Here is a 17,898-nt window from a genome sequence, read left to right as displayed (position 1 = left end):
TTTATTGATGTTTATTTTTTAGATAACTGTAAGATTGAAATTGAGCTCTTACTTTGCTAGCTAATCTGTTTTTATGATATCTATTGTCGTTTGCTTTAGTGATATTTCTTGCTTTCACATTATCCTGTAATTGAAGGTCGATAATGTCTTTAATTTCCTGCCTTACCTCATCATCTAAAATTGGGAAACCCACTTCTACTCGATGTTCAAAATTACGTGACATTAAATCTGCTGATGAAAGGAACATTTCCTCTTTGCCTCCATTTCCAAAAATGAAGATACGGGCATGTTCCAAAAATCTATCTATAATACTAATTACGGTAATATTCTCGCTGAAATCCTTTACTCCAGGCACTAAACAGCAAATACCTCTAATAATTAACTTTATTTGTACACCGGCATTACTCGCTTCATAAAGCTTTTCTATGATACCCTCATCTGCTAAGCTATTAACTTTAATAATCATATAAGCAGCTTTACCAGCTTTAGCATTTTTGATTTCTCTATCAATTAAGCTGTAAATTCTATTTCTAGAGTCTATTGGAGAAACAATTAAATGTTTAAATCCTTTAGCCACTGTACGTTTATTTAAGGCTCCAAATAATTTAACTAATTCAGAAGTGATTTCTGTTTTTGCAGTAAAAATACTGTGGTCGCAATAAATACGGGCAGTTTTTTCGTTGAAATTTCCAGTGGCTAAATTGGCGTAGTAGGTCGTTTTTCTTTTGTCGATGCGTTTAACCAAACAGATTTTCGAGTGAACTTTGAAATCCGTTAAACCGTAGTTTACATTTACGCCTTCTTCCATCAAACGATTGGTCCAGAAAATATTAGCACTTTCGTCAAAACGGGCTTTCAATTCTACCAAACAGTTTACAACTTTGCCATTTTTCGCCGCATTAATTAGCGCATTGATGACCTTAGAGTTCTCTGCCAAACGGTACAGTGTGATGTTTATCTCGGTAACTTTAGGGTCAATTGCGGCTTCTCTTAAAAATAAGATGATGTAATCGTAAGATTGATAGGGCAAGTGAACTACAAAATCCTTTTCAGCAATTTTCTTAAAAAGGCTTTCTGTTCTATGCAAGTTCTTAACTTTCAAAGGCACCATCGGTTGATATTCCAAATCTTTAGCGCCAACATTAGGAAATGCTATGAAGTCGCCAAAACGATGGTATTTATTACCAGGGATTAAACCATCTGCACCTACTTTTAGCTTGCTTACCAAAAAGCTCAACATATCGAAAGGCATATCACTATCGTAAAGCAAACGCATAGGTTTTCCTCGTTTACGTTTATCAATACTTTTGCGAAGTTCTTCTATAAATTTATCACTAACTGTTTTATCTATATCCAATTCAGCATCTCTCGTTAATTGGATGGAGTAGGCTTGGATTTCCTTGTAGCTGAACACATAAAAAATATCGTCTAAACAATACTTAATGATATCTTCTAAAAGGATGATAAACTTTAAATCATTAGTTTCTGGAAGTACCAAAAACCTAGAAATGCTATCTGGTAGTTCTAAAATTGCATATTTTTTATTCTTGCCAGAATTGTTAGAAAGCTGAACGAAAAAGTACAAAGCCCTATCTTTCAATTCAGGAAATGGCTTGTTTATATCAATCATAATCGGAACCAGATTCGAAAGAATTTTATCTCTAAAATGCTGACGAACAAACTCCCCTCTTGCTACGTTAAGCTGAGTATGGTTGAGTATGAAGATACGTTTTTGTGCAAGTTCAGTAATTAAAATATCCTGAAAAAGTGTCTCAAAACGACGTTCTAGTTTTACAACGATGTTTTTAATTTCATCTAGTACCTTCTTAGGGTTAAATCCCAATAAAGCCTTCGCTTTTTCGTTCAAATTAACCAATCGATTTAAAGAAGCTACCCTAACGCGGTAAAATTCATCCAAATTTGAAGAAAAAATAGAAAGGAATTTAATACGTTCAATTAGAGGCACAGTTTCGTCTGCCGCTTCTTGCAACACACGTTCGTTAAAGTATAACCAACTTATTTCTCTATTTAAAAACGGAAGCTTCTTTTTGGCCATTAGGTAAATTAAAAAAATCCTTAATAAGTAGTCTTATTTCTTATGACCACATAGACACATAGAAAAATAGATTAAATAAGTTTAAAATTCATTATTTCCCAACTAATCTATTATAATTTATCCTTATGTCTCTATGTAGTTAAGTTTTTCAAAAACTTTTAAAGGATTTCCAAATTGAAAAATTTAATGTTAATTTATCATTAATTGGATATTAATAAAAATCAATTATTTAACATTGGTTTTTTTAGCTGTAGTAGCTCTTGATTTGGTTCCTGTTGCACCAGCTTTTGCAGGTTCCTTCTGTATTACAGCTTTTCTCGCCACTGCTTCTTTAGCTTCAGATGCTTTATCTGCAATCTTATTTACTACAGCTTTAGCAGTTGTGGTAGTTTTTCTAACTACTGGTTTAGCGGCCGTAGCTACACTTTCTGTGGTTTTATTAACTGCAGTTTTAGCCGCTGCCGTAGCTTTTTTTACTGGCGGCTTAACTGCTTTCGCTACTTTCTCTTCAGTTTCTAATGCTACTACCTTTACACTACTAACTATCGGTTTTGCTTTTTTTACTGCTTTCTTAACTATTTTAGTTGCAGCTTTATCTACGGTTTTACCTGCCTTTTTTGTTCCTTTTTTTACTGTTTTAACTTTTTTAGTTGCTTTGTCTTTACTCGATGAAGTAATGTCTTCAATCTTATTTCCAACTACTTCTTTTACTTCTGTAAAAGTTTTCGCTATTTTTTTAGCAACAGCTTTACTGGCTTTTGACACATCGGCACCTAAAGATTCGGCATTATGCCCTAACCCTTTAATGGCTTCTAAGAATTTCTCAGTTAAGCTTTGTTCTAATTGTTTTTTAGCAGCCTTTTTTACTGCCCTTTTTGATGTTTTTGATTTATTTGCCATGCGTTTAGGTTTTAGAAGGTGAAGAAATCATCCTTAATTTTAACAAATGATGATGATATCCTATTTTTTGCGTTTTTTTGTATTTAAATAAATTTATCAATTCTTTTCAACTAAGCACAACAATATGCCAAGTTTCGATATAGTAAGTAAAATAGATGGACAAACTTTAGACAATGCCATCAATAATGCTAAAAAAGAGATTTTAAACAGATACGATTTTAATACTTCTAAAAGTACTATCGAGCTGGATAAGAAAACAAATCTCATTACCATTGTAACTGAGGATGATATGCGTTTGAAAGCAATCATTGATTCGATTATCTCTCGAATGATGAAACAACATTTAGATGCAAATAGTTTGGATTTTGGTAAGGAAACTATTGCTTCCGGCAATATGATTAGAAAAGAGATTACGGTAAAGGAAGGAATTGACCGAGAAACAGCAAAGAAAATTGTAGCTAAAATCAAAGACAGTAAACTTAAAGTACAGCCTTCGATGATGGATGATCAAGTGCGTGTGCAAAGCAAGAATATTGATGATTTACAGAAAGTAATCCAACTTTGCAGAGGTGAAGATTTTGGACAGCCTTTGCAGTTTATAAATATGAGGAACTAGCTTTAATGATTAATTATTAGTGATTAATGGTTAATTGTTTTTTGAAGTATTAAAACTGACACCTAATACCTGATGCCTGACCACTTAAAAAAATGGAAATTAAAGAAAACGGGTTTGTCTTTTCAGATGACCGCAACTTGGTAGATGTAAAAGCAGTACATCTTTACTTAAGCAAGCAATCTTATTGGGCTAAGGGTATTCCTTTTGAACTGGTACAAAAATCGATAGCTAATTCTTTATGCTTTGGTATTTATAAGGAGCAGCAGCAGGTTGCTTTTGCTCGTTGGATTACCGACAAAGCTACTTTTGCCTATTTGTGTGATGTTTATGTGGAAGAAGAATTTCGAGGTTTGGGACTTTCTAAAAAACTGATGTCGCTAATGTTATTTCACCCAGATTTACAGGGATTGAGGACTTACGGACTAAGTACGTTGGACGCTCATGGATTGTACCAACAATTTGGCTTTAAAGCATTAGAAAATCCTGATTTGCAGATGGGGATTGTTTTTAAGGATTTGTATAGTAAAGGTTAGAAGATAAACTTTGCTCCAAACGTCATGCTGAATTTATTTCAGCATCTTTTTTTCTTAACAGACCAAAAAAATCAGGGTGACGACGTTAAATGCTAAAGCTTAATTTGATAGCTTAAATTAAGGTGCGAAATAAATTACCAGCCTTTAACCCAGTTCTTTTGTTGTGCTTCATCCATAAAGGTCCAAGCTACAATTCTGGTGATCTTATTTCCCGTACTCATTTCGCTGGTTCTTACTTCTGCTACTTCTGCCCTATTTAGCATAGCGTAAATTCCGCCTAAGTTTTCGCTTTTAGAAACCAAGCTTGTAAACCACAGACATTGATTTTTGAATAGTTTACTATCGTCAATCATTTTTCCAATAAAAGCAATTTCACCTCCCTTAGTCCATAATTCGGTATTTTTACCACCAAAATTTAAGACTGGGTTGGCGTAGTTTTTATTTCCCAGATTTCTGTTCTTTCGTTGTGAGCCTGCATTTGCTTCTTCCGCTGATGCGTGAAAGGGAGGATTACAAATCGTCAAGTCAAATTTCTCTTCCTTACGAATTAAGCTTTTAAAAATATCCGCTTTAGATGTCTGCAGCCTTATTTCAATAGACTTTGTTAACGTGTTATTTACCTCAACGATGTTTTTTGCAGATTTAACGGCAATATCATCAATATCGGAACCTACAAACTGCCAGCCATATTCTTGGTGACCAATAATTGGATAAACACAATTTGCTCCTACACCAATGTCTAGCACTTTAATTTTTTTGCCTTTTGGGATGTGCTGCTCGTTAGAAGATGCTAACAAGTCGGCAGCATAATGAATGTAGTCGGCTCTACCTGGTATTGGTGGGCATAAATATCCTTCGGGAATATCCCAAAAATCAATTTGATAGAAATGTTTTAGTAAAGCCTTGTTTATTGTTTTAACAGCTTTAGGATTGGAAAAGTCTATCGATTCGTCTCCATATTTGTTAATGGATACAAATTCGGAAAGTTCGGGAAGAGCTATTTTTAAGCTATTAAAATCGTAACGAGATTTATGCTTGTTTCTAATGTGTAAACTGCTTTTCTCTGCCAAATTATCCTTATTGCTTTTCATTAAACTGTTTTTACTTCGCCTTCGCTATAATGATCAATATCGGTAATGTAACCATTCAAAATCAAGAAATCGAACAAAGGTTTGGCTTCTGTAGATACAGGCATATTTTTGGTCGTAATTACAGTATTACTTTTTTTGTCTAAGAAAGGATAAGCAAACAATCTTACATTTCTGCTGAACATATCATTTACGTAGCTTAACAAGTGACCCGTGTAGTTTTCTCCAAAATTTGCAGAGTTGAAAACGAACTTCAAGTTGTTGATGTTGGTAGACATACCCACACTTTTCGGTCTACATCTATCCAAATATTTTGCTAATCTATTTTTGCGTGTAAAGTTAGAAACGATAACGAAGTTACCTGTTTTGCACATCTCCTCTGCTCTTTTTGCTACCACTTCTAAATCAATATCATCTGGAGTTTCCTGTGCAGCGGTTAAAACGTTTGTGATTAAAACCTCAATCATTACAATTAAATTGCTGTCGTCAACTTTGTTTACCAGTTTAAATTGGTCGGCTGCTTTGTTAAATAAACTAAAGTTAGGATTTGATTTTTGACCATATTTGGTACGTAAAATCATTACGTCTTTCTTGTACAACAAATCTTTCGCCTGACGAGGATGTGAGTCTGAATCAAATATTGCAGCGGTTGAGAAATCTTTAACAATCAAGTATAAGTTAAGCAATAAGTTATTGATGTCTTTAAAATCAGGACCTTGTACCGAAATCAAATCAATTTCTACCGAGCCAACGTTTAAGTTGTCCACTAGAGATTCAATCATTTTTTTCGGGTCGTTTGCATAATAAAAAGCGGCGTAAACTAAGTTTACACCAATCATTCCCAATACACGTTGCTGCATTTGCACATCGGTATCTAACAAACGAACGTGGAAATAAATTTCATTCGGCAAGCCACCTGGTTCGCTTTGAAAACGCAAACCAACCCAACCGTGAGGGTCATTTGTGCGCTTGTAGTTTAAAGTAGTAACGGTATTAGCAAAGGCGAAGAAGGTTTTATCACCATGTTTGTCTCCCTTTAAACGCTCAATCAACAAAGAATATTCGTGGTCGAGCATCTTAATTAATCGGTTCTGACTTACGTACCTTCCAGATTCCTCGGCACCATAAATCTCGTCACTAAAAGTCATATCATAAGCTGATATGGTTTTTGCAACGGTACCAGATGCGGCACCAACGTTAAAAAATGCCCTCGAAACTTCCTGTCCTGCACCTATTTCTGCAAATGTGCCGTAGATTTTAGGATTCAGATTTATCTTGAGTGCCTTACGCTTGATGTCGATGATTTCTTGTTGCATGCTGCAAAATTAATAAAAACGGTTAATTAGCCTAGTTGTCGCTGTTAATTTGGTTTTGTTCTAAACAATATTAGCCACAGATGCACAGATATTTTTTTACAAGTATCAACAATGATTTTACTTAAACTTAATAATGAAAACCCGAAATAATGATAAGTCTGTGGATTTTTGGCTATTAATAAAACAAGGGCAACATTTTTCAATGCGCCCTTGTAACCTTAAACCAAACCCACATTGGGTTAATCAAACCATTGTATTATGAAACTACAATTTCTTTATGATCGTCTTTAGCTTGTTCTTTTTTACCAATGGTGATATTCAAAATGCCATTTAAGTATTCTGCATTAATTTTCTCTGCATCAATACCTTCTGGTAATACGAATGACCTAGCGAATGATAAATAGTTGAACTCTTTGCGAGTGTAATTTTTTTGCTCTTCAGTTTGTTCTACTTTTTTCTCGGCCCAAACAGAAAGGTTATCTTTTTTTAATTCGATTTTAAAATCTTCTTTGTTTAAACCAGGTGCTGCAAGCTCAATTTTATAACTATCTGCAGTTTCTGAAATATTTACATATGGCATTTTATTTACACCATAGTTTTTATTTAATGCATCGCTAAACAATGAATCAAATACGTTGTTAAAGTAAGGTGCTGTGTTTCTAGTTCTGTTGTTGAATTTTACTAAGCTCATGTTATATCTCCTTTTTATTTTTTTAATTTTTAACTGTTATTCACTCTTATTCAAACTACATTCCAATCGAGAAACAATATGATTTTTAAGACATTTTGGCGTAAAAAAGAAATAACTAATGACAAAAAGTCAGATTTAGAGATAAAGACCGATGTTTTCAAGTATCGAACAGACTTAGAAATGCGTTTTACCGATCTAGATATGATGGGTCACGTAAATAATGCAGTATATTTTACCTACATGGAAATTGCAAGAACTAAATATTGGCAGCAAGCTATCCAATGGGATTGGAAAAAAACCGGTGTGGTAATTGGAAAGGCAGAAAATACCTATGTAAAGCCATTGCATTTAGGAGATAAGATAAGTGTTTACGTACGCACTTCTCGCATTGGTAACACCAGTTTCGATTTAGAATACGTCATCGTTAAGATCAAGAATGGTGAAGAAGTTATTTGTAGCAAAGGAAAAACCGTTTGTGTGGTTTACGATTACGACACTAAAAGTCCAGCAGTTATTCCTGATAAGGAAAGAAACAAAATGATTGATTTTGAGCAACTATAACGAAGTTAGAAGCTTAAATTTGACTATAACTCAATTGCACAAACGAATGCCCTATTTGGCCAGGCATAGGTGGGTTCATTTTTCTAATGCCCACTTTTGCTGTAAGTATAAATGGATAGCTCTTTTTTACTGTATCCAAAATATTTTTTACTACTGTTTCCAGAAGTTTTTGTGTGTTAGCCATCTCACTAAGGATGATTTTGTTGAGCACTTCGTAGTTTACCGTTTTGTCTAAGTTTTCGGTATCATCATTAGGTTCAAAAGTGACTTCAATATCTACCATAAAAATGCAGCCAATCAAATGTTCTTCTGGATAAAATCCATGAAGTGCATGGCATCTAACGTCTCTTAAAGCAACTGTTTGAGTGTACATTTCCTGTAAAGTTTTGTGAACGCAATTATACCTAAATTTTGTTTAGCGATTGAGGTATTTTACTAACTTTGAACGTAACCAGTTAAAAACCTAAATCCTTTTTGAAATGAGCAAATCTGCAAGAAAAGACCTTTACGAAGCCCCAGATTACTATTTGGTAGACGAACTTTTGTCTGAAGAACATTTGTTAATTCGTGCTTCTGTTAGAGAATGGGTGAAGAAAGAAGTAAGTCCGATTATTGAAGATTATGCGCAAAAGGCAGAATTTCCTCGACAATTGATTAAAGGTTTGGGAGAAATTGGCGCCTTTGGCCCTACTATTCCTGTAGAATATGGTGGTGCTGGCCTGGATTATACTGCCTATGGTATTATTATGCAGGAAATTGAACGTGGTGATTCAGGCATCCGCTCTACAGCATCGGTGCAAGGATCGTTAGTGATGTATCCTATTTATGCTTATGGAACTGAAGAACAACGTAAAAAATATCTGCCGAAATTAGCGACGGGAGAATTGATGGGCTGTTTCGGATTAACAGAGCCAGATCACGGCTCTAATCCAGGTGGTATGGTAAGCAACATTAAAGATAAAGGCGACCACTATCTTTTAAACGGCGCTAAAATGTGGATTTCAAATGCTCCTTTCGCTGATATTGCCGTGGTTTGGGCTAAAGATGAAGAAGGTAAAATCAGAGGAATGGTCTTGGAGCGAGGAATGGAAGGTTTTAGCACTCCAGAAACACATAATAAATGGAGTTTAAGAGCTTCAGCAACTGGCGAGTTGGTGTTTGATAACGTGAAAGTTCCAAAAGAGAATGTATTCCCTGATATCAAAGGTTTGAAAGGTCCGTTGGGATGTTTGAACCAAGCTCGTTATGGCATTGCTTGGGGTGCATTAGGCGCTGCTATGGATTGCTATGATACAGCCCTACGTTATTCTAAAGAACGTGAACAATTTGGTAAGCCTATCGGTGGTTTTCAGTTGCAACAGAAGAAGTTAGCTGAAATGATTACCGAAATTACAAAAGGACAACTATTGGTTTGGCGTTTGGGCAAGTTAAAAAGTGAAAATAGAGCTTCTGCTGAGCAAATATCGATGGCTAAACGTAACAGCGTAGAGATAGCTTTAGATATTGCCCGTAATGCCCGTCAAATGTTGGGCGGTATGGGGATTACTGGAGAATACTCGATTATGCGTCACATGATGAACTTAGAATCTGTGGTAACTTATGAAGGCACACATGATGTACATTTGCTAATTACAGGGATGGATGTGACTGGACTTAATGCTTTTAAATAATTCTAGATAAGCGATTAGCGTATGGCATTGATAATGTAACTTCGCAAACGCTAATCGCTAAACAAAAAACAATGAAAACATTTAAAAAATATATACTACTGCCCGCTCCTCCTGAAGAAGTTTATTTAGGTTTAACCAAGGCGCAAAGCATTCAACTATGGACTGGTGCTGAGGTAGAATTTCAAGAAGAAGCTGGAACAGAATTTTCGTTCTGGGATGGCGATATCGTAGGGAAAAACATCGAATTCGAGCCTAACAAAAAAATTGTGCAGCAATGGTATTTTGGCGAAGATAATGAACCTTCAATCGTGACTATCAAGCTTCATCCAGACAAAAAGGGCACTTCGTTAGAATTTGTACAAACTAATATTCCAGAAGAAGATTATAAGGAATTTACTGAAGGCATTAATGAGTATTACCTAGGTGGTTTAGCCGATTTCTTTGAGGAAGAAGATTATTCGTAATGTTAAGCGAACTTGATCAATTCTATTTAAAGCAAGAAGAACCTTTTCAAAGTTGCTTGCTGGGTTTGAGAGATATTATCTTATCGACAGACGATGACATTACCGCAGAATGGAAGTATAAACTTCCATTTTTCTGTTATAACGGAAAAATGTTATGTTACTTGTGGATTCATAAGAAATTTAAACAGCCTTATATTGGTTTTGTAGATGGCCACTTATTAAATGACGGAGATTTGTTAGTTGAAAAGCGAGCCAAAATGAAAATTTTATTGGTCAATCCTAATGAAGATTTACCGTTTGAAAAAATCATCTCTTTACTAACAACTAATATTAAGTTACGAAACAATTAGCTTTGTTAAGCTGTTCCATATCAAAAAAATATCATTGTTATGGGAAAATCATTAGGAGTTTTATTAATCGTAGTTGGATTAATTATGCTAGTTTGGAGTGGGTTTACCTACACTAAAAAAGAGAAAATTGTTGATGTTGGCGCAATTGAAATTTCTGCTGACAAACAAGAAACTGTAAACTGGCCTCCATACGTGGGAGCAATAGCAATGCTTGCAGGAGTTGTAGTATATGTTGCAGCCAGAAGAAGGCGATAAATTATTTCAACATTAAGGAATTAAGATATATTAAGGCTTAACCTTTCTTAACTCCTTAATGTTTAATTACTAATAATCTTCGCTGGTAACAGTTACAATCGCATCACGCAGGTTATAATTAGAAGCCATTACCTCGCCATAAGCCCCTGTACTTCTAATCGCAATCAAATCATTTCTAAAAGTTTCTTGCAAAGCTACTTCCTTTCCAAAGCAATCTGTGCTTTCACAAATAGGTCCAACTACATCATATTTTACAGTTGTTTCAGTAGTTTTTGGCGAGATATTTTCAATTTGATGGTATGCCTGATACAAAGCTGGTCGCATTAACTCAGTCATACCGGCATCTAAAACAATGAAATTCTTTTTCTTGCCGTTTTTTACGTAAAGCACCCGGCTAATTAAAGATGAAGACTGACCAACCAACGCCCTACCCAATTCAAAATGTACTTCTTGGTGAGGCTTGATATCCAAGAAATCAGCGAATATTTTAAAGTAAGCTTCAAAGTTTGGAATTTGAGCGTTTGGATTGTGATAATCGATACCTAAACCGCCACCAACATTTAAAACCTTAACTTTAAAGTTTTTGTCTTCAAACCAAGCAGCAAATTCATTTACACGCACACAAAGGTTTTTGTAAACGTCTAAATTGGTAATTTGAGAGCCAATATGGAAATGGATACCGACAAATTCAAGATTTGCAGAAACACTTAAAATATCGGCACAAGCAGGCATATCCCAAGAATTGATACCGAACTTATTTTCGTCCAATCCTGTAGTAATATTCGCATGTGTATGCGCATCTACGTTAGGATTGATACGGATGGCTACTTTTGCTACCTTACCCTTTTTCTCTGCTAGTTCATTAATTACCTGTAGCTCTTGTAGAGATTCTACGTTAAAGCAGAAAATATCTTGGTCTAAAGCGTAGTTAATTTCCCTATCAGATTTACCTACACCTGCAAAAACTACTTTATTGTTGGCAAAGCCACTTTCGATCGCTTTTTTTACTTCACCACCACTCACCGCATCAGCACCAAAGCCAGCCTGTTTAATTTGCGCTAAAACCTTATCGTTGAAATTAGCTTTCATGGCATAATGCACATGAAAATTATACGCATTAGCCGCTTCACTACAAACCTTTAGTGTCTCTCTCAACAAGTTCAGGTCGTAATAATAAAATGGTGTTTCTAAATTCGAAAAATGTGCTATATCTTTATCGGAAAACATAATCTTGAAATTTATACTCCTTCTCTTCCTACTCTTTTTCACGGTTATCTACGTAGGTAACTATATTGATTACCGTCGCGGAAATATTAGCCGCAGAGAGTTCGAAAGAAGAATTCGTATCTCAATTGTATTGATATTAATCTTTGTTTTTATTTATTTCTACTATCGATAGAAATATGAACCTTACAGGTTTTTAAAACCTGCAAGGTTTGTTGGGATAAAATCTATTCGAAAATCCTATTGTGTAAGCTTCTCAACGCTTCTACTTTATCATCAGTATTAATTAATAGAGAGATATTATAAGCGCTACCACCATAAGAAATCATTCTTACAGGTAAGTGTTTTATTGCATCTAATACTTTAGAAGCAAAGCCATGTTTCTCTGCACCAAAATCACCAACTACACAAACAATAGTTTGGTTTCTATCTAACTCAACACTTCCGAAAGAGTTCAGTTCTTCCACAATTTTATCTAAGTTATCGGTAAAATCAATAGTTAAAGAAACTGCAACCTCAGATGTGGTAATCATATCAATTGGCGTTTTGTAGCGTTCGAAAACTTCGAAAACCTTACGCAAGAAACCATAAGCCAATAACATTCGGCTCGATTGGATCTTGATTGCAGTAATACCATCCTTTGCAGCAATAGACTTGATTTTACCTTTTTCACTTTCGGTGCTAATTACGGTACCAAAAGCTTGCGGTTCCATCGTATTTAACAAACGAACAGGGATTTTGTATTTCTGTGCTGGAAAAACCGACTGCGGATGTAAAATCTTTGCACCGAAATAAGCTAACTCAGCTGCTTCGTCGAACGAAAGATTTGCAATTGGCTTAGTTCCTTTAACGATACGAGGGTCATTATTGTGCATACCGTCAATATCCGTCCAAATTTGAACTTCTTCTGCTAAAATTGCAGCACCTAACAAAGAAGCAGTGTAATCGCTACCACCACGACGTAAATTATCTACTTCACCAAAGCTATTTCTGCAAATAAAACCTTGGGTAATAAATAAGTTATTATCAGGATTAGCCTCTAAAATTGGTGTTAAATTTTCGGTAGTGTAAGGAATAACAGGTTCGTTATCCTCATCTATCTTCATGAAATCTAAAGCTGGTAATAATACCGACGGTACGCCAATAGATTTCAAATAAACGTGATATAATGTAGTGGATAATAACTCACCTTGTGCTAAAACTACTTTGTCTTCAATAGCTGTAAAAATATCATTAGCTAAAGAGTTGAGAAAATTGAAATGATAATCTACCACTTCTTGCCCTTGCGCTCTAAAATCGCCTCCTGCGCTCTCTGGCAAAAGTTCCGCTACAACAACGTCGTATTTTTCCTTTAAAGTATTTATTAATTCGATGCCCTTCTTCTTATCTTCCTTCAGTAACGCGTTTGAAATTTCTACCAAGCTGTTCGTAGTACCAGACATTGCTGATAATACTACGATTTGTCTTTCTGCTGGATTAACGATGTCCAACAATTTTTTCATACGTTCTGGGCTACCCACAGAGGTACCACCAAATTTTAAAATTTTCATTTTTTCTAGTTGTGAATTTATTCTGACTAACAGAATGATTTCATTTTTTAGGTTATAGGATATAGATTTTTGTTATTATTGTAATGGGTTGTGAAAATAAATAAAAGACTGTTAATTTCAGCTAAATCAGCAAAATAAAATATCGATTTATTTAAATTTACCAAACCCTACCGAATAAAATTTGTATTTATATCGACATTAATCTTATATATTAATATGCAATTAGAACAAACCACCAATGCAACCGTTCAACAATGGCTTAACGGTAATTATGATGAAATCACCAAATCAGCTATACAAAAATTAATAGACCAAGAAGCTTACACGGAGCTTACAGATGCTTTTTATAGAAATTTAGAGTTCGGAACAGGTGGTTTGCGTGGCATTATGGGCGCTGGTTCTAACCGTGTAAACAAGTATACTATCGGTACCGCTACTCAAGGTTTAGCGAATTACTTATTGAAGAAATATTCAGGAGAAAAAATCTGTGTAGCTATTGCTCACGATAGTAGAAATAATTCGGATGTATTTGCGAATATTACTGCAGACGTTTTTTCAGCCAATGGGATCAAAGTTTATTTCTTTTCGGCATTGCGTCCAACACCAGAACTTTCGTTTGCAATTCGCGAGTTAGGTTGTAAAAGCGGTGTGATGTTAACTGCTTCGCATAATCCTAAAGAATATAATGGCTATAAAGCTTATGGTGCTGATGGTGGTCAGTTTACCTCTCCTGATGATAAAATGGTAATGGATGAAGTAGCGGCGATTAAAAGTATTGATGAGGTTAAATTCGAAAGAGTTGATGCTAACGTAGAATTGATTGGAGAAGAAATTGACCAAAAATACCTGAACAAGATTACCTCACTTTCTGTGTCTCCAGATGCGATTGAGCGTCAGAAGAATTTGAAGATTGTATTCTCTCCTATTCACGGAACCGGAATTACTTTAGTTCCACCTGCTTTGGCACAGTTTGGTTTCACCAATGTGACTATTGTGGAAGAACAAAGCAAACCAGATGGTAATTTCCCTACGGTAGTTTATCCAAATCCAGAAGAAAAAGAAGCCTTAACCTTGGCATTGAAAAAGGCGGAAGAAATTGATGCTGACTTAGTTTTGGCAACAGATCCTGATGCTGACCGTGTAGGTATCGCAGTGAAAAATACCGATGGTGAGTTTGTGTTATTAAATGGTAACCAAACAGGAAGTTTATTGGTGAATTACATGTTAACGGCTTGGCAAGAAAAAGGTAAACTAACTGGTAATGAATACGTGGTGAGTACTATCGTTACCACGCCTTTAATTAAAGCTATCGCTGATGAAAAAGGTGTTGAATATTTCAATACGCTAACCGGTTTTAAATGGATTGGGAAAATTATGACTGAACTTTTGGGCAAAAAGCAATTTATTGTGGGCGGTGAAGAAAGTTATGGTTATTTAGTTGGCGATTTGGTACGTGATAAAGATGCAGTGATTTCTTGTGCATTTATTGCTGAAATGACTGCTTTCTACAAAGATAAAGGCAGTAGCTTATACGAGGCGATGATTGAGATGTATGTGAAGTATGGCATGTACAAAGAGGATTTGGTGTCTATCACTAAGAAAGGAAAAACTGGTGCCGAGGAAATCAAAGCGATGATGGAGCAATTTAGAAATAACCCTCCTGCTACTTTGGGCGGTTCTCCTGTAGTGACGTTAAAAGATTACGAATTAAATAAAGAAACCGATATTAAAGCTGGTTCAAGTAAAGACCTAGGTTTCCCTAAATCAGATGTTTTGCAGTTTATTACCGCCGATGGTAGTATTATATCTGCTCGTCCAAGTGGTACCGAACCTAAAATTAAGTTTTATTGCAGCGTAAACGAACCTTTAGCTAGTACTGAGGAATTTAAAGCGACAGAGCAAAAGCTGAATGATAAGATTAAAACTATCATGAGCGATTTACAAGCTTAGAATTTTCTTTAGACTTACGAAGTTTTCAAAACTTCGTAAGTCTAAAATACATAGTTCTAGTTTTTTATTTTCCGCCCGTCATTTCGAACGCAGAGAGAAATCTAACTTGCTAGATTTCTCCTCATTCTTCGTCGAAATGACGGGCATATTTTTATTTTGAGCAGTTATAAAAAAACACAATGAAAAATACAAAATTAGGTTGGATAGGTTTGGGCAATATGGGGAATCCTATGGCTAAAAACTTATTAAAAGCAGGTCATAATTTGTCGGTATATAACCGTTCTTTAGACAAAACAGAAGATTTTAAAGAACAGGCAGTAGTTTGCCAAAGCATTAGTGAATTGTTAAAAAACAGTGACATCATCTTCACGATGTTGACCAATGATGATGCAGTAAATCAAGTTTATCAGGAAATATCAAAAGAAGAACTAGGCGGAAAGCTATTTATAGATTGCAGTACTATTTCTCAGGAATGCTCTCTAGCAAATGCGAAACTAATTAAAGATAAAAATGCAGGTTTTATAGATGCACCAGTTGCTGGTAGCACCATACCAGCTAAAGAAGGAACTTTAATTATCATGGCTGGTGGCGATGAAAAAGATATAGAAAGGGCTAAACCCTATTTTGAGAAACTAGGAAAACTCACCAAACACTTGGGTGCAAATGGAAGTGGTGTTGCTGCGAAGCTTTCCATCAATTATTTTCTTTCCCTTATTTATCAAGGATTGGCAGAAACAGTTTTGTTTTCAGAGCAGTTAGGCTTAAACCGCAAGGATATGCTGGAAATCATTAATGAGAGTGCTTGTGGAAATGGCGCTACCAAAGTGAAAACACCTCTTTTAATTAATGACAATTATCCTGCCGCATTTGCTTTAGATTTAATGTTGAAGGATATCCTACTAGCTCAAAAAGCAGGTGCTGATTTTCCTTTATCGCAAGCCATGATTGACACTTACCAAGATGCTCATAACAAAGGCTTAGGCAAGAATGATGTAATTGGAATTATAGAAGCGTTGAAATAATTTAAAAGATTTGCGAAGTTTTAAACCTTTAACTTCATAAATTGGAAACCCCGTAGGCTTTTAAAACCTACGAGGTTTAATAATAGAGGCTAACTAACTGCCATCTCTGGCACATCATCATCTGCATATAGCTTACCAGCAGTAGCTTTTCTAATTTCATCTACACTAACACCTGGTGCTCTTTCCAAAAGTTTAAATCCACCTTCAGGTAAAACATCAAACACACCTAACTCAGTTACAATTTTTTTAATGCACTTCACTCCTGTTAAAGGTAAAGTACAAGATGACAACAACTTACTCTCTCCTGCTTTGTTAACGTGCTGCATGGCAACAATAATATTCTTTGCAGAAGCTACCAAATCCATTGCGCCACCCATTCCTTTCACCATTTTACCTGGAATCTTCCAATTGGCAATGTCTCCATTTTCAGAAACCTCCATTGCCCCTAAAATGGTTAAGTCAATTTTTTGAGCTCTAATCATTCCAAAGCTCATTGCCGAATCAAATATGGAGGAACCTGGCAAAGTGGTAATGGTTTGTTTTCCAGCATTAATCAAATCAGGGTCTTCTTCTCCTTCAAAAGGAAATGGCCCCATACCCAATAAACCATTTTCAGATTGCAGTACTACATTAACTCCTTCAGGGATGTAATTAGCTACCAAAGTAGGAATGCCAATACCCAAGTTCACATAGTAGCCGTCTTTTATTTCTTTAGCGATACGTTTCGCGATGCCATTTTTATCAAGCATTGTCTTATTTTTTTAACCACAAAGGCACAGAGAGCACAAAGTGGATTAGATTAGTCTTTATTCCTTGCTCTTTTATCCTTGTTCCTTTGTCCTCACCGTTCGCTGCTCAATCCTCTTCTCATAATCCTTCCCTTGAAAAATTCGATGTACATAAACTCCTGGTGTATGAACATGATCTGGATCTAGTTCTCCAATTTCTACCAGTTCCTCTACCTCTGCAATGGTTGTTTTACCAGCCATTGCCATTACTGGATTAAAGTTTCTACTGGTAGAACGAAAAATCAAATTACCCGCAGTATCGCCTTTCCATGCTTTAACAATGGCAAAATCAGCATCAAAAGCATACTCCATTAGGTAATCTTTACCGTCGAAGTTTCTGGTTTCCTTTCCTTCTGCAACTTCGGTTCCTACACCTGCTGGCGTAAAAATTGCAGGCATACCATAACCAGCCGCCAAGCAACGAGTGGCTAAAGTTCCTTGTGGAATTAATTCAACTTCCAATTCGCCGCTCAATAACTGGCGTTCGAACTCGGCATTTTCGCCCACATAAGAAGAAATCATTTTTTTTACCTGACGTTGTTTTAACATCAAGCCTATACCGAAATCATCAACTCCGGCATTATTAGAAATACAGGTTAGATCTTTAACCCCCTTTTTAACCAAGGCAGAAATACAGTTCTCAGGAATCCCACACAAGCCGAAACCGCCAAGCATTAAAGTTTTTCCGTCTGTAATATCAGCTATTGCCTCATCAGCATTTGCTACTACTTTATTAATCATATTTGGTGTATTCCCCGAATGTTCGGGGCAAGTGCTGGCTAAAATAGGATTTCTTTATTGCTTTACAAAAGCAAAATTTAGTTCTAAGTGTTGTAAAAACTACACTAAGAGGTTGTGTTTTTA

The 17,898-nt window shown here is 35.6% G+C and carries 19 protein-coding genes; 9 read left to right on the top strand and 10 right to left on the bottom strand.

Annotated elements, in window-relative coordinates; translation table 11 throughout:
* Nucleotide 1 precedes the first annotated feature (1 nt).
* Both ppk1 and CRO54_RS04845 read right to left on the bottom strand, forming a co-directional pair.
* Nucleotides 2–2,056, bottom strand: a complete 2,055-nt coding sequence (gene ppk1 / locus CRO54_RS04850; protein ID WP_097129301.1) for a polyphosphate kinase 1 — start codon at nucleotides 2,054–2,056, stop codon at nucleotides 2–4.
* Nucleotides 2,057–2,281: 225 nt separating this feature from the next.
* Nucleotides 2,282–2,956, bottom strand: a complete 675-nt coding sequence (locus tag CRO54_RS04845) for a hypothetical protein (RefSeq protein WP_097129298.1) — start codon at nucleotides 2,954–2,956, stop codon at nucleotides 2,282–2,284.
* 124 nt (nucleotides 2,957–3,080) lie between these two features.
* Here CRO54_RS04845 and CRO54_RS04840 point away from each other — a divergent pair, with 124 nt between their 5' ends.
* Both CRO54_RS04840 and CRO54_RS04835 read left to right on the top strand, forming a co-directional pair.
* Complete coding sequence (locus tag CRO54_RS04840) at nucleotides 3,081–3,572, top strand: YajQ family cyclic di-GMP-binding protein (protein ID WP_097129295.1); 492 nt, start codon at nucleotides 3,081–3,083, stop codon at nucleotides 3,570–3,572.
* Between the two features lie 92 nt (nucleotides 3,573–3,664).
* The gene (locus CRO54_RS04835; protein WP_097129293.1) at nucleotides 3,665–4,105 is read left to right on the top strand and encodes a GNAT family N-acetyltransferase; all 441 of its coding nucleotides are present in this window, start codon (nucleotides 3,665–3,667) and stop codon (nucleotides 4,103–4,105) included.
* Between the two features lie 134 nt (nucleotides 4,106–4,239).
* Here CRO54_RS04835 and rlmF read toward each other — a convergent pair whose 3' ends face one another.
* From rlmF to CRO54_RS04820, 3 genes are all read right to left on the bottom strand, one after another.
* Complete coding sequence (gene rlmF, locus CRO54_RS04830) at nucleotides 4,240–5,196, bottom strand: 23S rRNA (adenine(1618)-N(6))-methyltransferase RlmF (protein WP_097129292.1); 957 nt, start codon at nucleotides 5,194–5,196, stop codon at nucleotides 4,240–4,242.
* Nucleotides 5,196–6,509, bottom strand: a complete 1,314-nt coding sequence (locus CRO54_RS04825) for a nicotinamide mononucleotide adenylyltransferase (RefSeq protein ID WP_097129290.1) — start codon at nucleotides 6,507–6,509, stop codon at nucleotides 5,196–5,198. Before CRO54_RS04825 ends, rlmF begins: the two co-directional genes overlap by 1 nt.
* A 256-nt stretch (nucleotides 6,510–6,765) precedes the next feature.
* Nucleotides 6,766–7,200 (bottom strand): Hsp20/alpha crystallin family protein, encoded by a 435-nt coding sequence (locus CRO54_RS04820; RefSeq protein ID WP_097129288.1) that lies wholly within the window; start codon nucleotides 7,198–7,200, stop codon nucleotides 6,766–6,768.
* A gap of 78 nt (nucleotides 7,201–7,278) precedes the next feature.
* Between CRO54_RS04820 and CRO54_RS04815 the strand changes: the two genes are divergently transcribed.
* On the top strand, nucleotides 7,279–7,761 hold the full coding sequence (locus CRO54_RS04815) for an acyl-CoA thioesterase (RefSeq protein WP_097129285.1): 483 nt from the start codon (nucleotides 7,279–7,281) through the stop codon (nucleotides 7,759–7,761).
* Between the two features lie 13 nt (nucleotides 7,762–7,774).
* On the opposite strand, the gene CRO54_RS04810 is transcribed toward CRO54_RS04815, so the two are convergent.
* On the bottom strand, nucleotides 7,775–8,134 hold the full coding sequence (locus CRO54_RS04810) for a dihydroneopterin aldolase (RefSeq protein WP_097129283.1): 360 nt from the start codon (nucleotides 8,132–8,134) through the stop codon (nucleotides 7,775–7,777).
* Nucleotides 8,135–8,240: 106 nt separating this feature from the next.
* Between CRO54_RS04810 and CRO54_RS04805 the strand changes: the two genes are divergently transcribed.
* The 4 genes from CRO54_RS04805 (at nucleotide 8,241) to CRO54_RS04790 (ending at nucleotide 10,500) form a co-directional block, all read left to right on the top strand.
* Nucleotides 8,241–9,431, top strand: a complete 1,191-nt coding sequence (locus CRO54_RS04805) for an acyl-CoA dehydrogenase family protein (RefSeq protein ID WP_097129280.1) — start codon at nucleotides 8,241–8,243, stop codon at nucleotides 9,429–9,431.
* 71 nt (nucleotides 9,432–9,502) lie between these two features.
* Nucleotides 9,503–9,895 carry an SRPBCC domain-containing protein gene (locus CRO54_RS04800; RefSeq protein ID WP_097129278.1) on the top strand — a complete coding sequence of 131 codons (393 nt, stop codon included), beginning with the start codon at nucleotides 9,503–9,505 and terminating at the stop codon, nucleotides 9,893–9,895.
* Nucleotides 9,895–10,245 (top strand): DUF1801 domain-containing protein, encoded by a 351-nt coding sequence (locus tag CRO54_RS04795; protein ID WP_097129276.1) that lies wholly within the window; start codon nucleotides 9,895–9,897, stop codon nucleotides 10,243–10,245. The genes CRO54_RS04800 and CRO54_RS04795 overlap by 1 nt, the downstream gene beginning before the upstream one ends.
* A gap of 39 nt (nucleotides 10,246–10,284) precedes the next feature.
* Complete coding sequence (locus tag CRO54_RS04790) at nucleotides 10,285–10,500, top strand: hypothetical protein (RefSeq protein WP_097129274.1); 216 nt, start codon at nucleotides 10,285–10,287, stop codon at nucleotides 10,498–10,500.
* A 69-nt stretch (nucleotides 10,501–10,569) separates the two neighbouring features.
* On the opposite strand, the gene lysA is transcribed toward CRO54_RS04790, so the two are convergent.
* Both lysA and CRO54_RS04780 read right to left on the bottom strand, forming a co-directional pair.
* A complete protein-coding gene (gene lysA, locus CRO54_RS04785; RefSeq protein ID WP_097129271.1) occupies nucleotides 10,570–11,727 on the bottom strand; it encodes a diaminopimelate decarboxylase in 1,158 nt (385 codons plus the stop codon).
* 224 nt (nucleotides 11,728–11,951) lie between these two features.
* Entirely contained in the window at nucleotides 11,952–13,274 is a 1,323-nt protein-coding gene (locus CRO54_RS04780; RefSeq protein WP_097129269.1) for an aspartate kinase, read from the bottom strand.
* A 216-nt stretch (nucleotides 13,275–13,490) separates the two neighbouring features.
* Here CRO54_RS04780 and CRO54_RS04775 point away from each other — a divergent pair, with 216 nt between their 5' ends.
* Together CRO54_RS04775 and CRO54_RS04770 are read left to right on the top strand one after the other, a co-directional pair.
* The gene (locus tag CRO54_RS04775; protein WP_097129267.1) at nucleotides 13,491–15,224 is read left to right on the top strand and encodes a phospho-sugar mutase; all 1,734 of its coding nucleotides are present in this window, start codon (nucleotides 13,491–13,493) and stop codon (nucleotides 15,222–15,224) included.
* A gap of 179 nt (nucleotides 15,225–15,403) precedes the next feature.
* Nucleotides 15,404–16,246: an NAD(P)-dependent oxidoreductase gene (locus tag CRO54_RS04770; RefSeq protein WP_097129264.1), complete on the top strand. Its 843-nt coding sequence runs from the start codon at nucleotides 15,404–15,406 to the stop codon at nucleotides 16,244–16,246.
* An 89-nt stretch (nucleotides 16,247–16,335) separates the two neighbouring features.
* Here the strand turns inward: CRO54_RS04770 and CRO54_RS04765 are convergent, their stop codons facing one another.
* Both CRO54_RS04765 and CRO54_RS04760 read right to left on the bottom strand, forming a co-directional pair.
* The gene (locus CRO54_RS04765; RefSeq protein ID WP_097129261.1) at nucleotides 16,336–16,995 is read right to left on the bottom strand and encodes a CoA transferase subunit B; all 660 of its coding nucleotides are present in this window, start codon (nucleotides 16,993–16,995) and stop codon (nucleotides 16,336–16,338) included.
* Nucleotides 16,996–17,067: 72 nt separating this feature from the next.
* The gene (locus tag CRO54_RS04760; RefSeq protein WP_097129259.1) at nucleotides 17,068–17,775 is read right to left on the bottom strand and encodes a CoA transferase subunit A; all 708 of its coding nucleotides are present in this window, start codon (nucleotides 17,773–17,775) and stop codon (nucleotides 17,068–17,070) included.
* Nucleotides 17,776–17,898 lie beyond the last annotated feature (123 nt).

The organism is Pedobacter xixiisoli (genome assembly GCF_900215335.1).
Lineage (GTDB): Bacteria > Bacteroidota > Bacteroidia > Sphingobacteriales > Sphingobacteriaceae > Pedobacter > Pedobacter xixiisoli.
Note: the sequence above shows the minus strand (reverse complement) of the source record. Positions and strands in the feature narration are given on the sequence as shown.

Coding starts and splice junctions, on each gene's coding strand:
- ppk1 (WP_097129301.1), bottom strand. CDS start 2,056: ATGGCCAAAAAGAAGCTTCCGTTTTTAAATAGAGAAATAAGTTGGTTA.
- CRO54_RS04845 (WP_097129298.1), bottom strand. CDS start 2,956: ATGGCAAATAAATCAAAAACATCAAAAAGGGCAGTAAAAAAGGCTGCT.
- CRO54_RS04840 (WP_097129295.1), top strand. CDS start 3,081: ATGCCAAGTTTCGATATAGTAAGTAAAATAGATGGACAAACTTTAGAC.
- CRO54_RS04835 (WP_097129293.1), top strand. CDS start 3,665: ATGGAAATTAAAGAAAACGGGTTTGTCTTTTCAGATGACCGCAACTTG.
- rlmF (WP_097129292.1), bottom strand. CDS start 5,196: ATGAAAAGCAATAAGGATAATTTGGCAGAGAAAAGCAGTTTACACATT.
- CRO54_RS04825 (WP_097129290.1), bottom strand. CDS start 6,509: ATGCAACAAGAAATCATCGACATCAAGCGTAAGGCACTCAAGATAAAT.
- CRO54_RS04820 (WP_097129288.1), bottom strand. CDS start 7,200: ATGAGCTTAGTAAAATTCAACAACAGAACTAGAAACACAGCACCTTAC.
- CRO54_RS04815 (WP_097129285.1), top strand. CDS start 7,279: ATGATTTTTAAGACATTTTGGCGTAAAAAAGAAATAACTAATGACAAA.
- CRO54_RS04810 (WP_097129283.1), bottom strand. CDS start 8,134: ATGTACACTCAAACAGTTGCTTTAAGAGACGTTAGATGCCATGCACTT.
- CRO54_RS04805 (WP_097129280.1), top strand. CDS start 8,241: ATGAGCAAATCTGCAAGAAAAGACCTTTACGAAGCCCCAGATTACTAT.
- CRO54_RS04800 (WP_097129278.1), top strand. CDS start 9,503: ATGAAAACATTTAAAAAATATATACTACTGCCCGCTCCTCCTGAAGAA.
- CRO54_RS04795 (WP_097129276.1), top strand. CDS start 9,895: ATGTTAAGCGAACTTGATCAATTCTATTTAAAGCAAGAAGAACCTTTT.
- CRO54_RS04790 (WP_097129274.1), top strand. CDS start 10,285: ATGGGAAAATCATTAGGAGTTTTATTAATCGTAGTTGGATTAATTATG.
- lysA (WP_097129271.1), bottom strand. CDS start 11,727: ATGTTTTCCGATAAAGATATAGCACATTTTTCGAATTTAGAAACACCA.
- CRO54_RS04780 (WP_097129269.1), bottom strand. CDS start 13,274: ATGAAAATTTTAAAATTTGGTGGTACCTCTGTGGGTAGCCCAGAACGT.
- CRO54_RS04775 (WP_097129267.1), top strand. CDS start 13,491: ATGCAATTAGAACAAACCACCAATGCAACCGTTCAACAATGGCTTAAC.
- CRO54_RS04770 (WP_097129264.1), top strand. CDS start 15,404: ATGAAAAATACAAAATTAGGTTGGATAGGTTTGGGCAATATGGGGAAT.
- CRO54_RS04765 (WP_097129261.1), bottom strand. CDS start 16,995: ATGCTTGATAAAAATGGCATCGCGAAACGTATCGCTAAAGAAATAAAA.
- CRO54_RS04760 (WP_097129259.1), bottom strand. CDS start 17,775: ATGATTAATAAAGTAGTAGCAAATGCTGATGAGGCAATAGCTGATATT.